General features: G+C 39.5%; 12 protein-coding genes, 1 tRNA gene and 1 pseudogene. 12 read left to right on the top strand and 2 right to left on the bottom strand.

The genetic code is table 11. The annotated features are described in order from the left end of the window. From Q1W14_RS08040 to Q1W14_RS07990, 11 genes and pseudogenes are all read left to right on the top strand, one after another. A pseudogene (locus Q1W14_RS08040) lies at positions 1-1468 on the top strand (hypothetical protein); the annotation flags it as partial. Positions 1469-1535: 67 nt separating this feature from the next. Beyond that, a complete protein-coding gene (locus Q1W14_RS08035; RefSeq protein ID WP_300700508.1) occupies positions 1536-2102 on the top strand; it encodes a hypothetical protein in 567 nt (188 codons plus the stop codon). Between the two features lie 500 nt (positions 2103-2602). Then, entirely contained in the window at positions 2603-3220 is a 618-nt protein-coding gene (locus Q1W14_RS08030) for a DNA-binding protein (RefSeq protein WP_300700506.1), read from the top strand. A 224-nt stretch (positions 3221-3444) separates the two neighbouring features. Further along, on the top strand, positions 3445-6885 hold the full coding sequence (locus Q1W14_RS08025) for a hypothetical protein (RefSeq protein ID WP_300700504.1): 3441 nt from the start codon (positions 3445-3447) through the stop codon (positions 6883-6885). Positions 6886-7383: 498 nt separating this feature from the next. After that, positions 7384-7860 carry an HU family DNA-binding protein gene (locus Q1W14_RS08020; protein WP_300700502.1) on the top strand — a complete coding sequence of 159 codons (477 nt, stop codon included), beginning with the start codon at positions 7384-7386 and terminating at the stop codon, positions 7858-7860. A 149-nt stretch (positions 7861-8009) separates the two neighbouring features. Then, positions 8010-8540 (top strand): DUF4890 domain-containing protein, encoded by a 531-nt coding sequence (locus tag Q1W14_RS08015; protein ID WP_300700501.1) that lies wholly within the window; start codon positions 8010-8012, stop codon positions 8538-8540. Between the two features lie 170 nt (positions 8541-8710). Continuing rightward, positions 8711-9259, top strand: coding sequence for a DUF4738 domain-containing protein (locus Q1W14_RS08010; RefSeq protein ID WP_300700499.1), 549 nt, complete (start codon positions 8711-8713; stop codon positions 9257-9259). 57 nt (positions 9260-9316) lie between these two features. After that, positions 9317-9994, top strand: a complete 678-nt coding sequence (locus Q1W14_RS08005; RefSeq protein ID WP_300700497.1) for a response regulator transcription factor — start codon at positions 9317-9319, stop codon at positions 9992-9994. Further along, complete coding sequence (locus Q1W14_RS08000; protein ID WP_300700495.1) at positions 9991-11280, top strand: HAMP domain-containing sensor histidine kinase; 1290 nt, start codon at positions 9991-9993, stop codon at positions 11278-11280. Before Q1W14_RS08005 ends, Q1W14_RS08000 begins: the two co-directional genes overlap by 4 nt. Before the next feature lie 94 nt (positions 11281-11374). Continuing rightward, the gene (locus Q1W14_RS07995; RefSeq protein WP_300700494.1) at positions 11375-11815 is read left to right on the top strand and encodes a PepSY-like domain-containing protein; all 441 of its coding nucleotides are present in this window, start codon (positions 11375-11377) and stop codon (positions 11813-11815) included. Positions 11816-11852: 37 nt separating this feature from the next. After that, positions 11853-12341, top strand: coding sequence for a PepSY-like domain-containing protein (locus tag Q1W14_RS07990; RefSeq protein ID WP_300700492.1), 489 nt, complete (start codon positions 11853-11855; stop codon positions 12339-12341). Positions 12342-12432: 91 nt separating this feature from the next. Here Q1W14_RS07990 and Q1W14_RS07985 read toward each other — a convergent pair whose 3' ends face one another. Both Q1W14_RS07985 and Q1W14_RS07980 read right to left on the bottom strand, forming a co-directional pair. Continuing rightward, positions 12433-13644: an L-serine ammonia-lyase gene (locus Q1W14_RS07985; RefSeq protein ID WP_300700491.1), complete on the bottom strand. Its 1212-nt coding sequence runs from the start codon at positions 13642-13644 to the stop codon at positions 12433-12435. A gap of 24 nt (positions 13645-13668) precedes the next feature. Beyond that, positions 13669-16206: a Smr/MutS family protein gene (locus tag Q1W14_RS07980; protein WP_300700490.1), complete on the bottom strand. Its 2538-nt coding sequence runs from the start codon at positions 16204-16206 to the stop codon at positions 13669-13671. A 111-nt stretch (positions 16207-16317) separates the two neighbouring features. Between Q1W14_RS07980 and Q1W14_RS07975 the strand changes: the two genes are divergently transcribed. Next, positions 16318-16402, top strand: a tRNA-Ser gene (locus tag Q1W14_RS07975). Positions 16403-16616: the final 214 nt, after the last annotated feature.

The following is a 16616-nucleotide window of genomic DNA, read 5'->3' as shown; positions in this document are numbered from 1 at the left end:
AGTGGATGGGGGGAGCTATGTATATACCGTATATCCGGGTGAGAACAATACGAATGATTTCAATATCAAACGGAATTATAAATATACGTTGACCCTGAACCTGAAATCTTCCGTTACGGACTCACGTGTGATGGCGGCTCCTGCCAATTGTTTTGTAATGAAGCGGAATGCCAGTATCGCCTTCGATCCTTACGAACGTACTGAAACAGGTGGCGGGTGGCGATATGCAGATTATGTGGATAAGACTGTAGCTGCCAAAAAGTTTTCTCGGGTGGATATATTGTGGCAAACAGGGGACGGAAGTAACTTCGCAATCGGTAATAACGCCAGCGGAACCCGTGTGTATTTGAAAGATGATATCGTTTATGTGACGGCGGGAAATACGGACGGTAATGCAGTAGTTGCAGGATATAATAGTAGCGGAGTGATACTATGGTCGTGGCATATTTGGGTGAATGATAGTTCGCCGGCGCAGGTGGCAAATGCGGTGAAATATACGACGTATAATTGGGATAGTGGTAATATATATAGTGGTACACGAGTACCGGGATTTAGTTTTATGTCTTGTAATTTGGGCGCACTTAGTACGACTCCAGGAAATTTATACACTTATGGCCTATATTTCCAATGGGGGAGGAAAGATCCATTTCCACAAGTTGCAAAAATAGTAGGTAAAGAGTTTTATGCATATGCCAGTCCTAACATCACTGCATTATATAACAACAATGCTCAACAAATTAGCATGTCAAGCACTGTTGGAACTGGAGAAGTTTTTCAGACTAAGAGAATAGATGCCACTACAGGCAACATAATGTATGCTATCCAAAATCCCACTACATATATGGCTACGGCAATACCAGCTCAATTTGAAAATGGTGGTGAATTTGATATTAAAAATGGAGCTGATCATAGATCAACGCATGATCCTACATTATACGTCAATGATGGTGATTGGTATTGGGGACATAACGACAAGTTATGGGGTGGAATTCCTTTTAATGATGCAACTATCAATTATCAAAATATTGTTGCTAATAATGGTGCTATAAATAAATCTCTTTTTGACCCATGCCCATCAGGTTGGATGCTTCCTAAAAGTGATGCTTGGATGGGGTTCACCAATACTGGGCTCAATACAAATACCTATGATACTCAGAATTTTGAAAATCCTGAACAATCACAACTTCTTCATGGAATGTCGTTTTATATGGAAAGATGGCGTAGTGGAAACACTTCTTTTTTCCCCTATTGTGGATGGAGGACAGGAGATGGTAGTTGCTTTGTTGTAGATGTCTGTGGCGGATATTACACTTCAGCTGCTTCTTTTAATGATGCAACTTCAATATTACATATTCATACAAGAGTTAATGATTATGATCATCCATGTGTACATCCCTATGATTATGGATATCAATACGCCCGTCGCTCTTGTGCCTATCCTGTTCGTTGTGTACGTGAAGTAAAATAAATTTATCGTGTAAATTGGTAGTAGAATTGCTTTGTAACTCTTGTTTACAATATAATAAACAAAGAAAATGAATAATGACATGAACATCGGTAAGGCTCCTGCTCGCTTCTCTTATCACAAGCAGGCGGGTCGGGTGATACTACTTGCTGAAAGACGCTACTGTTTTTTATTCGTATTACAAGGCAGTATTGAGATGCAGGGCTCATGCCATATTAAAATTTTCGAAAGCCATACGTTGGCTGTAATAGACAAGCAGCGAGTTGAAACCTGTACTTGTTCCGCCGGAACGTATTTGCTGGAGTTTCTGCCTCCGAAGCGCATGGATCACTTCTTCAGGAATGCTTCCACAGCATTCGGAACACCATCATCCGAACACGTAGCATACGCCGAAGACATAGCTGAATGGATTGAGCAACTACGTAACGATTGCCTGCAAGGAATCCGTCCCAACGAATATAGCTATTGCTTTCGATTACGCCACCTGCTGCGTCAGTACCCAAATATCGTATTGGGCACCCTTGTCATCCCCTTGCATGCTTGTGCATTGACTTCGGGTAAATGTCTACAGTGCAAAATGGAATACGATGCTGTGGAAGATACGGGTTATGAGAAAAACAATCCTAATAATCCATGAGATTTGTAGTTAAAAGAATGCATCAAGAGATTTAGAATTCCCTAATTGGATTTTATTGGAATAGCTCTTATTTTTATTGAGAAAGGCTTTCTTCTTGTTCAATTAAGATATCATAAGATACTATCTTCTTAGTACAAATTCGTAAGGCTATTTTTTTCTGAATTTCAGTTCTTTCAAGCATATTAACTCTTCCAGTGTCTATTTGGACAAATGTTGTATTGATGATAATAATAATCTGTCATAAGGTGTATATATACAAATAAAGATTTTCTTTACTATTCTTATTGTTTTTCCTGCGGAAGATTAGTATATTTGCTACCTACTGCTAAGTCGTTCCACTGTGGGGGAGTTTTTGTTCCACCATGGTGGAACAAAAATTTCTTAATTATAGAATGAAATTTTCCCCATGGTGGAACGATTTTGTAGTAAGCATCTTTTTCCTTAGCCGTTGTGAGAAAAAGAGTTAAAAGTAGCAACGACAAAACTTAATCCCATACAGAATGAGTGCATATTATGACCTTATAGAAAAACCTGACATTCGTCAGACAGGCGAACAACAACCTCTTTATGCACGTTTCATCCCCAAGGGCACCATTGACCGAAAAGAATTCCTTGATCGCGTTCATCTTTTTACCGGTATCAGTCGTAGTTTGCTGGAAGGTGCTATGGCTGCTTTTATGGATGAGATGTGCGATTGCCTCGCCGATGGATGGACGGTGGAACTGGGTGAACTTGGTTATTTCACTCCTTCTTTGAGTTGTAAGCGTGAAGTCATGGAAAAGAAAGAACTGCGTGCTGCTTCGGTGGCCCTGCGTGGTTTAAATTACCGTTTAAGCAAAGATTTTTTCAAGAAACTGGAGAAGAAGATCTGTTTGGAGCGTCATCCGCAATCAGCATCCAAATCAGAGTCTTCCACTTCACTCTTATCTTTAGAACAGCGTTTCCTGTTGCTTGACGAATACTTGCAGCAGAATCCTGTCATTAATCGTGCGCAGTATGCCCGACTGACAGGTCGCAGCTACAAGCAGGCAGTCAATGACCTGAACTTATTTATCGAAGACGGACTGCTAATGAGATATGGAGCAGGGAGAAATGTAGTGTATGTTCGAAAAAAATAGAGATGGAGATTTATCTTAATTGAATGTTTTTTATAATTATGGTAAACTATATTAACTTATATTGCTTGTTCTTCAGTAAATAATCTTATAGACAATATGCATAATGAATATGATTAATGTTATAATAGGCATGTGGCACTTATTGTTTACTCTTTTCTATATATACTTGAAATACACATCTAATGTTAATATAAATTTGATGTAAATCTATAATTTTATATGTTATGAAACCAATAAATAAAATTGTTGATATAATAGATAGACGGGGAAAAGATAATGCCGAAAGCATTGAACAAAAGTTTAGTGTGTTGGCACATGATCTTATTAATGATTCAGTGAACCATCAAAAGCGTGTACTTAAAATTCTTCCAGAATTTGATTTACATGACGAGGTACATACACAGGCGGTAGAAATGAATATATCCTTACTGATTGGGGAAGAATACCTTGATAGACTATCTACTACAGAACTATTTTTGCTTTGTATGGGAGCATATCTACATGATTGTGGCATGGCCCCTGCTGATTGGGAATTGAAACTGATGTCACTCACTGAGGGGACAGACCAATGGTATACAGAAGAAACTTCTATTAAGCATGATGGTAAACAACCCTTGTCTTTCACAGCAGCAAAGAAATATATTGTGGCTAATAAGGTTGCAATATATGGAAACTATGGAGAAATGAAAGACTGGTGGTTTGCGCCAAATGATGAGGATGTGCTTATTGAAAAATTAGCAAATCTTTTTTCTGATTATCAGACATTCCGAAATGGTTATTATGATCAATTAAGTTCTTTGAATTCAAGAGATGATTTTAGTTCTCTCAATGATTTTATTCGTACTGAATATATCCGTAAATATCATCATATAAAGTCCTCAGAATATGTCCGAAATTTAGAAAAGAAGTTTGAAGGAATATTGGGGGGAGTATGGTCAAAGAAAGTAGTCAGGGATCTTGCAGATATTTGCCAAGCTCATGGTGAAACTTTAAATTTTGTACGTAAGTTGAAGACTGATGTAAGATATATTGGAGATGATTCTGTAAATCTACAATTCGTTGCTGAATTGCTGCGCTTGGGAGATATAGTACATTATTGTGATGATAGAGCTCCCTCTGTACTGCGTAAAGCTATGTGTTTTAAATCAAACTTCAGTATGCATCAGTGGCTTGTTAAGGTAGGTCTTCACTATACTGTTAATGAAGGAACTATTTCTTATACAGCCTATTGTCAGACACCTGATGATTATTACCAGTTACAAGAGTATCTAAATTGGGTTGATGAGGAAATAAATAATTATTATTTGCTGAAGCGTGGTTGGATTGATAAGTATTGTTTTGATATACAAGAAGTCGATCGTAAAGATGTAGATTATGATAAAGACTCATTCCGTCCAGTTATTGGCAAGAGGTTCACACTTAACCAAAGCAAAATTATTGATTTGCTTATGGGAATCAGATTATATAAAGATCCATTTGCTTGTATGCGTGAACTTTATCAGAATGCTTTGGATACTTGTCGATTCCGAGTGGCTTTGGAAAAAGCTAGAGGTTTGCAAATTGAGGGCCATATAGAGTTTGGACTGATGGAAGATAGAACTGGAAAATATCTCTATTGCATGGATAATGGTTATGGAATGACTGAAGATATTATTGAAAATTATTTGCTCAAAATAGGGAACTCCTATTATAAGTCTGCAGATTTTTATAGGAAGCAATCCGTATTCGGGAGTAATTTTACGCCAATCTCCCAGTTTGGCATCGGAATACTTTCGTGTTTCATTCTTGGAACGAGAATGGAATTAGTGACACGTTCGGTGGATACAGGGAAGTGTTTGTCTTGTTGTATTGAAGGAGCACAGGAATATTTCTATTACAAAGTGCCAACCCGTGCCGAAGAGGAACTTATTAAGGATACTGGAACGCTCGTGAAAATATTGCTCAAATCAGAATATGCAGATAAACTCAATACAAAGACTATTGAAAAATTAGGTCTTGTTATGCAATACCACCGTGATCGTATGTTCAATGATAAGTTTGCAGACTACAATGAGATGTATGACATATGGGAAGACCATCTGTATCGGTATTTGAATGACTTCATTAATAAAATTCCAGATGGAATAAATGTGAATATCCGTTTGGATGGAGGCACATTGTTGCCTATTTATAATAAGCCTTTAGCTTTAACCATAGGTGAAATGGGTATCACCGCAAAGGACCAGCCATTTATTGACTCAGTCATTTCTCAGAGATTATTCACTGAAGACAGACTTACGTTGAGCGGTATACAGAGGTTTTTGGTGCCATATTCTATACATGTTGAATTAAATGATGTGGAATATGATTCCATAATTACTATGCCGCTACCTGCTATGCCTGAAACTAATGACAATTCATATTTATTTAACTTATTGAAGGTTTCCGGTCAGGTTTTATCGGTTGATGGTATTTCAGTCACTGATAAGCGAATGACGGATGGGGCTTTTCTGGAGTTGCTGAAGCGCTATGGCAATCTAAATTATATTGGAAAAGAAAGACCGCACTTGAGTGTTGATCGGCAAGAGATTATAGAGTATCCTAGTAACTTAAATAATACATATAGGGCTATTATGCTCAAAGATATTGAATCAACAATAAAAATAGCCAAACAGCATATTGATGATTATGGCTTGAAAGGAAATCTTCCTGTTATTAATATGATATGGAAGTATATTTTTGATCGTATGTATGCAGCAGATGTTTTATTTGTGAATTATATGGCTGCCTCAGAATTGGGTAATATGTCTTGGCCTTCTTTGAATATATTGGTAGATACTGATATGACAATTCAACAGTTTATGTTGGAAACTTCTCTGACTTTCAAAGGCTATGACCATACGCGTTTGGATCTTTTGGCTGAGAAACTTGTGATGGCTAAGTTCCTGGCGGCAGATAGCATTGATGTGTCAGAAGAGGGAAATGTTACCATACATACTTCACATATAGGAGGCATTCCTGAAATAGATTCTCGCTTCTCTCATACGAGATATTTAGTGTCAACTTCTAATGATAGTGGGGCATTCAAAGGATACGATATTGTTTCAAACCTATATCCTATTGTGCCCGAAAGACTTATTAATGCATTGCAAAGAGAGAGCATTGATATTTGCAAGAATAGCAAAGCTGTATTGGTTCATGCATTCTCTAATAACTTTACAGCATTTTTCTTTCAGGACTCACGGCTTGTACATCCTGGATTAGGTTTATATCATGTAGACTCTCATTTTTGTATAAAATCAGAATATCTGATACATGCTTTTGATAATAAGCAAAGCAACTTTCAATTTTTTGATTTTGGCTTTGATAGTTATGGAGATAAAAAGGGCCTAATGCTGATGGTTTACATTGCACCAAGAACTCTAACTGAAGCAGATAAGATTGAACTAGAAAAATATAGGAAAACTGAACCTGAATATTATTGTGGAGTTCTTGAAGGATGGACAGTCCTTGTAACTGCTCAAAAGATTGACAACTTAGTTATTCGTCCGGGTAAACAAACTCGGGATGATATGATTAAGGCTATCAGTCCTGAATTTTGGAAGGAATATATTAATTTTGAATTTCGCTTTCTTGATGGTCATATTGTTAATAATCCAAGATGTCAGAACCTTGTAAGCAACTAAATTGAAAAATCTATTTTTTCATAATTCCCTCTATAGATAACTGTAGAGGGAAGATTTGACTTTTTACTTTTTTTAGTTAGTTTCGAGAAAAATAGTGAAAAATAAGTTTTGTACTTTTGCAATCATATAATTCTTTCTACGTGCATCTATTTGTAGAGTTAGTAAAATGATTTCCTCTTAATTATCAGTAACTTACCCTAACCACCTGTAGAGACTATTATCATATTCCCCTTCTTCTGGTTTCTTATCACCTTCATCTCAATTAATTCATTGTAGAGATAGTACTTTTTTAATTCATTGTTTATTAGTTATTTAATCAATTGTGTTGTAGATGTCATTTTCTTGCTTTCGGGCTCTTCTCACCCTAACTTTGCAACATCGAATCAGAGAAACGGATAGTCTGACTGTTGAGGCCTCGCAGTGAAAATATCTTGCTCTTAGAGTTGATAAAAGAACATTAATATACATATTATTATTAACTACTAAAAAACAAAGATTATGGCAATTAAGTATGAAGTAAAGAAGAAAGTATTCGGTTTTGACAAAACAAACACTGAAAGATTTGTTGCTCAAACAAAAGTATTAGGCATGGTTGAATTCAGTAAACTGTGCGAAGAAGTACAGAAGATAAGTATGGCTCCTCGTGGAGTCGTAAAAATGGTAATTGACGGGTTGATTGATACCTTAAACATGGACTTGGATAAAGGATATTCCGTTCAGTTGGGAGACTTCGGATGTTTTCGTCCTGGTCTGAACGCGAAAAGTCAGACAGGAGTAGACGATGTGGATGCTAATACGGTGTATCGTCGAAAAATAATCTTCTATCCGGGAAGTTATTTCAAGAATATGCTGAGTAAGGCTACTGTGGAAAGATTGGTAACCGGTAAAGATACGGTGTTCCCTACCGGTTCGGGCAATAATGGCGGTTCTGGCTCTGGTTCTGCCGGAGATGAAAATGATAATCCTTTGGGATAAAAGTTTGTCTTAATAAAAATTTCAACCTCATTTTTTTTGTTAAAGCGGGAAGTGGTCATTAAACTTCCCGCTTTTCTTATAGTCCTATAAACGTTGCAACACAATAGGTATAACTAATATAAAGTATTAATTAAAAAAGGAATAGAGTAATGAAAAGAATAATTATGATAATGGTAGCTGCCTTTTTAATGGGTGGCATGGTAATGGCGCAGCATGCTCGCCGTGGTGATAAAATGCCAGAACCCAAAGTTCGTGCCGAACGTATGACTGAACGTATGGCAAAGGAATATTCCTTGAACGATACGCAAAAGAAGCAGTTACTGGAAGCTAACTTGACTTTAGTAGAGAAAATGGGAGATATGCCCAAGCATCGCAGAGGTGATATGCATAAAGGTAAAAAAGACCGTGCATGTACTTGCAGTAAAGCTGATAAACATCATAACAAAAAGGATAGCGTAGCAAAAAAAGAGTGTGGAAAAGCTCAATTGACTAATGAGCAACGTGCACAGAAGAAGGCTGAAATGGCAAATAAACGTGAAGAAATGACTGCTGCACGTACTGCTTATAATGCACAGCTCCAGAAGATTATGACGAAAGAACAATATGCTTCCTACACTAAGAACTTGCAGGAAAGAAAGGCTAAAATGGAATCAAAAAGAAAAGACCACAAACAAGCATAAGTTTTCTAGGTATTGGTATATGTGGAAGCTGTCGGGAACTTGATGAGATAAAATATATCTCAGGTTTCAGGCAGCTTCTTTTTGTTTCTTTTCAGCAAAAAAGAGAATAAATTTTCTTTTGCGTTCAAATTGCATTATTTTTGTCCTGTCAATTTGTAAAAAGCAAAACAATGAAGAATCTATTTTATATGTTAGCTTGCGTATCGGTGATTTTCCTCTCGGCTTGTTCGTCACAGAATAAGAAGGAAAAGGATGATGCACAGGCATTAATGCAAGATAGTGTCAAGGCTGCCGGTCCGCAACGCATGCAAGTTTCGGATGTAAAAGCAACTTTTAATTATCAAGGAAAAGAATATCAATCATCTGTATTGCGCCAGCCGGATGAGAGTTTGCCTATTGTAAAGAATGAACAAGGAGAAAAGTTTATTGATAACCGCATTACTTTGCGTCTTACTTGTGGAGGCAAACAAATAGTAGATAGGGTTTTTACAAAAGAAAATTTTACTTCGTTGGTTGACGCCAAATTCATGCAATATGCCATACTGGAGGGATTGGTGTATGACCAGACTACTCCTCAGGGAATTATATATGCAGCAAGTGTCTGCTATCCGCAATCCGACCTTTACGTTCCTATTAGACTGACTATTACGTCTGATGGAAAAATTTCTATGGCAAAAGAGGAATTAATGGAGGATTATCAGCCGGATTCAATAAATTGAGAATTAAAATATAATAGTTCCAGATTGTTTCCAGTTTTATAAATCATCTTTGGCGGTATGAAAATTCTGATTGTGGAAGATGAGCAAGACTTGCGGGAAACTATCCGTACTTCGCTCCTAAAAGAAAAATTTGTCGTAGAAACAGCTGCCGATTATTTCTCGGCACTGGATAAGATTAACGACTATGATTACGACTGTATTCTGCTGGATATAATGTTGCCTGGCGGAAGCGGTTTGGATTTGTTGCGTGAATTGAAACGGCTTCGTCGTAGTGATAGCGTACTTATCATTTCTGCTAAAGATTCTTTGGACGATAAGGTCGACGGGCTGGAATTAGGAGCTGACGATTATCTTACGAAACCCTTCCATCTGGCAGAGCTGAATGCTCGTATAAAATCGTTGATACGTCGTAGGCAGACCCAAGGTGATGTTACTGTTGCCATCGGTAATTTATTGCTTTATCCCGATAAGCGTCAGGCTGAAGTGGGGGGAGTGTCTTTGCAACTGAACCGTAAAGAATTCGATCTGCTATATTATTTTGTAGTCAACCCCAATCGTGTCATTAATAGAATGAGCCTTGCCGAGTCTGTATGGGGTGATAACATCGATCAAGCCGATTCACTGGACTTCATCTATTCTCAGGTGAAGAATCTGCGTAAGAAGTTGAAACAAGCTGAGGCTACCGTAGAACTGAAAGCGGTTTACGGTTTCGGCTATAAACTTTCTGAAGTATGAAACTCCTACATTATACCTATCGTAAACTTTCGCTGCTACTCTTCTTACTGATGGCGGTGTGGGGAGTTCTGTTTTACTATGCCATCATTGATGAAGTTATAGATGAAACGGATGATACCTTGGAGAATCAGGCTGAAATCTTAATTAAAAAAGCTTTGCTGGACCCTTCCATACTTACTACAGAAGGAACATTGATGTCTTTTTATAAGTTTCAACCTATTTCGGAGGAAGAAGGAGTTTCCTATAAAGTAGCATTTTATGATTCTACCGTTTACATTGAAATGGAGGATGAAGATGAACCGGTGCGTGTTATGCGGACTGCTTTCCGCATGCCCGACGGACAGTTCTATGAATTGACTTTGATGATTTCCATCTTGGAACGGGATGATATGGTAGAAGCAATGCTTTGGTATTTGGGAGCACTATTTCTGCTTTTTCTGGTATGTACATCCATTGGCATCAGGGTGGTACTGAAAGGTGTTTTTCGTCCCTTACACAAATTGCTGGACTGGTTGCATAGTATTCAGCCCGGTAAAGAAGTGCCTGTTTTGGATAATCCTACTAAAATAGGGGAGTTCCGTCAGTTGAGTGATGCTGCAATGGATATGGGAAATCGTAGCTATAAAGCCTATCAGGAGCAGAAACAATTTATAGAGAATGCTTCACACGAATTGCAGACACCGCTTGCCATTGTTCGTGGAAAAGTGGAACTTCTGGCAGAAAATGAAGGCTTGACTGAGCAGCAAATGAAGGAATTGGATGAGATTTATTCTACTTTAGGTAGAGCTGTAAAGTTAAATAAGTCATTATTATTATTGTCTCGCATTGAGAATGGTCAATATACCGAAGTAGAGGATGTTTCGGTTGATGAGATACTTGATAACCTTCTGCCTGATTTGATGGATATATATGGGGGCAAGCGGATACATTTGGATCGTAAGCAAGGGGAAACTCCGTTTATTATACGCTGTAACCATTCATTAGCCCAAATTTTGATTTCTAATTTGGTGAAGAATTCATTGCTCCACAGTCAGGAAGGAGGAGAATTACAGATACTTACTACACCGAATTCATTCGTGATAAAAAACACCGGTGATGCTCCATTGGATAACGAGAAACTATTCCATCGTTTCTATCGAGGAACAGATGGAAAGAAGGATTCTACAGGTTTGGGGCTTGCAATTGCACGTTCTATCGCACTTTCTGCCTCTTTGAAACTGACATACGAATGGCAGGATGGCATGCATTGCTTTCTTCTTGTTAAAGAAATTAAAAACTACCGTTAACACCGATTATTCCCAAATCTTTCCTAATTCTCTGTCGTTATTTGCAGTGTGAATAATGCAAGAAATATTCAGTAACATTTAAAAAATAACGATTATGAAGAAAGTATTATCTATTTTAGTAATGGCTCTTGTAGCTGTACAATTTGCTTTTGCTGGTGATGTAATTACTCAGGACGTGAAACAATTGCCATTAACGGCACGTAATTTTATTAACCAGTATTTCAGTAAACCACAGATCTCTCATATCAAGATTGAGAGTGAGGTTTTGCAGAGTAAGAAATACGAAGTTCTGTTGACTGACCGTACGGAAATAGATTTTGACAGCAAAGGTAATTGGGTTGAAATCAATTGTAATAAGGCTGCTGTTCCTGCTGCTTTGATTCCGGTATCTGTGAAGGAATATGTGAAGACAAACTTCCCTAAAGAAAAAATTACGAAGATTGAACGTAAACGTAGTGGAGTAGAAGTTGAATTGAGCAATGATTACTCCTTGAAATTCAATAATAAAGGCAAATTTGTCAGCATGGATGATTGATTCTGCAAATGAATGTTGAACCCTAATTTTATAAATAATGAAAGTTAAGATACAAATATTAGCAATGATGTTCATCGCTGCATTAGCATTCAGTGCGTGTAGCGATGATGATAAAGATGATCATATAACAGTGCCTGTGGCAATATCAGATGCCCTGAAAGCCCAATATCCGTCTGCAACCCATATAGAATGGGAACAGAAAGGCAAGTATTATGTAGCTGATTGCAGGTTGGATGGCAAAGAAGCATCTGTGTGGTACAATACCAATGCGGAATGGCAATTGACAGATCTGGATGTTGCTTGGGTCGACCTCCCCGGCACTGTACAGACCGCCTTTATGGAAAGTGAATATGCAAGTTGGGAACAAGAGGATTTTGATGTGCTCGAAACTCCATTACAACCCATTGAATACGTCATTGAGGTTGAGAAAGGAAATAAAGAAGTTCAGTTATTCTACTCCGAAGAAGGTAATCTATTGCTGGCTAAAGATGTAACAGGGAAGGACGATACACATTGGCCGAAGTAAGTTGAGAGTTGAAAGAGGAAAGTTGAAAGTTAGCTGCGCAGTATATAAGGCTTCGTGCGCAGCCAACTTTCAACTTTCCTCTCTCAACTTTCTACATTTGTTTAAAGTCCTTCGCCAATCCTCCCTCACTCGTTTCTTTGTAAAGTGAAGGCAGGTCATTTCCGGTTTCTTTCATTACAGTTACTACTTTGTCGAAAGATACCCGGTGCATACCATCGGTGAAAGAGGAATAAAGATTAGCATCCAAGGCACGAGCGGCAGCGTATGCATTTCGCTCGATACAAGGAATTTGCACTAAACCGCATACGGGGTCACAAGTCATGCCGAGGTGATGTTCCAGACCCATTTCTGCTGCATATTCTATTTGTGCAGGACTTCCTCCGAATAGTTGGTTGGCAGCGGCGGAAGCCATTGAACAAGCTACGCCGACTTCTGCCTGGCATCCGGCTTCGGCACCCGAAATAGATGCATTAGTCTTTACGATATTTCCTACCAGTCCGGCAGTGGCGAGCGCACGGAGAATACGTGTATCGCTGAAGTCACGGCTTTTTGCCAAATGATAAAGTACCGCCGGTACAACTCCACAAGAACCACAAGTGGGGGCAGTCACAATTACACCTCCTGAAGCATTCTCTTCGCTTACAGCTAAAGCGTATGAGAAAACCAGTCCGCGAGATTGAAGAGAAGCTTTATATCCACTGGCACGTATATAATAAGTAGAGGCTTTGCGACGTAGATTCAAAGGACCGGGCAATACTCCTTCTTGCTCCAATCCGCGTTTTACAGCAGCTTGCATGGTTTGCCATACTTCCTGCAAATAGTCCCATATATCACTGTTCTCGCATTCTTTTACATACTCCCAGTAACTCTTACCTGTACGTTCGCACCATTCCAAAATTTCGGTCATACTGTTCATTTCGTACACATCCGGGGTGTTAATGGATGAATCACCATTATTTTCTTCTGCCAAGGCACCACCTCCGACGCTAAACACGAGCCATTGGTCTGTTTCTTTACCTTCGGTATTCAAAGAAACAAACTTCATACCGTTAGGGTGGTATGGGAGAAATATTTTTGGTTCCCAGATAATCTCTACCGGCGCTGCGGGTTGCAGTGTTTCGGTGATGGCTATGTTAGTCATGTGACCTTTACCGGTTGCAGCAAGGCTTCCGTATAAAGTTACTTTGAATGCAGCTGCTTCCGGATGTCTTTCCAGAAAAATTTCGGCAGCTTTGCGAGGTCCCATAGTGTGACTACTGGACGGGCCTGTGCCGATGCGGTAAAGTTCTTTGATTGATTTCATAAAGAATGATTAATATTTAATGATTTAACTCAAGTCAACGACTGTAATGCCTGCACCGCCGAATTGAATATGTTCATCTGCAAAATGGCGTATACCGGGCACTGTTTGTAAATATTGCCGGATAAGGGTGCGTAAAATACCTGTACCCGTTCCGTGAAGAATACGTACGCGCGCCATACCAACGAGGATGGCATCATCTATAAAGTAGGTTACGGCTTGCAAAGCTTCGTCTCCACGCATACCCCGGACATCAATATCTTGTTTGAAGTTCAGCTTCTTCTCGTACATACTGTCCTGCGTTTGAGTACTGATGTAGGTACTTTTGGTAGATAGCTCCACTTGCTTCGGCTGGGCATTGGTACGCTCTAATCGATCCAGTTTTACAGTGGTTTTGATACTTCCAAAAGCGACTGTGGCATTCTTTCCGTTTACTTCCAGTACCTCTCCAACAGTAGTCTGACCTTTTATCTTGACGTTACAACCGGGTACGATTGCTGCCAGACGCTCGGCTTCTTTTCTCGCTTGCTGTTCTGCCAATGCTTGTGCTGATAGGTTATTGTTTTGACCTTTATCTGCTTTCTTCTCCTTTTTCCGGTTTTGTTTTTCTTGTAGCTTTTCCATTTTGCGAGCTATCTTCTCTTCTTGCTCTTTGTTGGCAAGAATTTCCATAGACGCACGGAAATCGGTGAGTTCCTGGCGTACCTGACGAGTTTTCTCCTTGTCGGCTTGGGCTTCTTTGATGACGCGTATGGTATTTTCGATACGCGCATTGGCTTCTTGCATCAGTTGCTCTGCTTCTTCTTTGGCTTTACGCAGAATTTCTTTGCGTGATTTCTGCAACTCTTCTACTTCGGTCTGGTAACGCTCAATTGTTTCTTCCATGTGCTTCTCGCGCTGGCGAATGGTTTGACGCTTACCTTCCCAATACCGTTTATCGCGTACAATATCTTGTAGGTATTTGTCGGCATTGATATATTCGCTGCCTACAATTTCCGAGGCATCGGCAATCACATCTTCCGGTAAACCTATTTTGCGGGCTATTTCTACGGCAAATGAACTTCCGGGATTACCTATTTGAAGTTGGAAAAGGGCTTGCATCACGTGGCGATCGTATAGCATGGCACCATTTACTACTCCTTCATGATCTTCGGCAAAGTGTTTCAGATTCTGGTAGTGGGTAGTAATAACACCGAAGGTCAGCTTTTGGTTGAAGCGTTTCAATACGGCTTCGGCAATGGCACCACCAATCTGCGGTTCTGTTCCACCTCCGAATTCGTCAATCAGGATAAGACTACGCTCGTTGCAGTTCTTCATCATGATCTTCATATTAGTAAGGTGGGAAGAGTAAGTACTTAAATCATCTTCAATAGATTGTTCGTCGCCAATATCGATAAAGATACTACTGAAGATACCGGCGTGGCTGCGTTCGTGCATGGGCGTAAGCAGTCCGCATTGTAACATGTATTGCAGCAATCCTACGGTTTTCAGGCAGACGGATTTACCACCGGCATTCGGACCGGAGATTATCAGGATGCGTTGTTTTTCATTCAGTTCAATATCCAGTGGCACAACTTTCTTGCCATGTTTGTTAAGGGAAAGTTGTAACAGAGGATGTACGGCCATCGTCCAGTCTAATATCTGTTTGTTCTCAAAAGCCGGTTTCAATCCGGATATTTGTTCGGAGAACAGAGCCTTTGCACGTATAAAATCGATCTCGGAAAGAAACTCATACGAAAGCAGTACTTCGGGGATAGAAGGACGTAGCTGATTGGAAAAATCCGTCAGGATGCGGATGATCTCCCGTCGTTCGTCACCTTCCAGTTCCCGGATGCGGTTATTGGCTTCTACGACTTCGGCGGGTTCAATGAATACGGTCTTTCCACTTGCTGATTCATCATGTACGATACCTTTTATTTTTCGTTTCAATGCCGGGGCAACAGGGATAACCAAACGACCGTCTCGCATAGTGGGCGTTACGTCTTTATCTACTACTCCTTCGGATTGAGCATTACGAAGAATACTGTTCAAGGAACGGGAAATGCTACTCATCGTACTTGCCAGTTCCCGACGGATACGAGCTAATTCAGACGAAGCATTATCTTTGATCTTTCCATACGGAGAAAGAATTCCGTTTATTTTTCCTATGAGTTGTGGGAATACAGTAATATCCCCTGCCAGTCTTTTCAGGCAAGGGTAGGGGGAAGTGCCTTCTTCTCCATCTTCTCCTTCTTTTTGCAGGAAGCGTACAATGTCTCGTATGGTTTCCAGCGAACGGCGTAGATCAAAAAGTTCTTGTTCATCCAGATACATACCTTCCACCCGTATTCTTTTCAGGGAAGGGCGGACATCAAAGAAATATTGTGCAGGGAAGTTATCTTCCTCTTGAATGATACGTACAAATTCAGTGACTTGATTCAGGCGTTCTTCTATTTCGCTAAAGCGGTCGGAAAAAACCATAGCCGTCACTCGTTCTTCGCCAAGAGTGCTGAGGCATTTTTCCTTCAGCAATTGGCGTATTTGGTCGAAACCTATTTTCTGTTCGAAGTTCTGAGGGTATATCATGGCACAAAAGTACGATTAATTCACGAAAAAAAAGAAAAGAAGTTTGCAGATTTAAAAAAGAGTCGTATCTTTGCACCGCTTTCGAAAGAAAGTACTTCTTAAAAGGAGTTTGGAGAGGTGGCAGAGTGGTCGATCGCGGCGGTCTTGAAAACCGTTGAACTGCGAGGTTCCGGGGGTTCGAATCCCTCCCTCTCCGCAAAAAAATCCAATTAAGTCCCGTAAGATCAAGGTTTTACGGGACTTTTTGTATAGATACTCAAGTAAGCGAATCTAATGGATCAACGTAAAACTCTGAGGGATTTTCATTTTATGCATATAATTTAGTAAGTCTGTATAAAAAGAACGCCTTATCTCTGACTCCCCTAAACTGTGCTCTGAAAGCTTTGATCTTCGCATTAAAAGATTCTGCC

Origin of the sequence: Bacteroides sp. (assembly GCF_030151085.1) — a bacterium.
Classification (GTDB): Bacteria; Bacteroidota; Bacteroidia; order Bacteroidales; family Bacteroidaceae; genus Bacteroides.
This window is presented reverse-complemented; position numbering and strand designations above follow the sequence as displayed.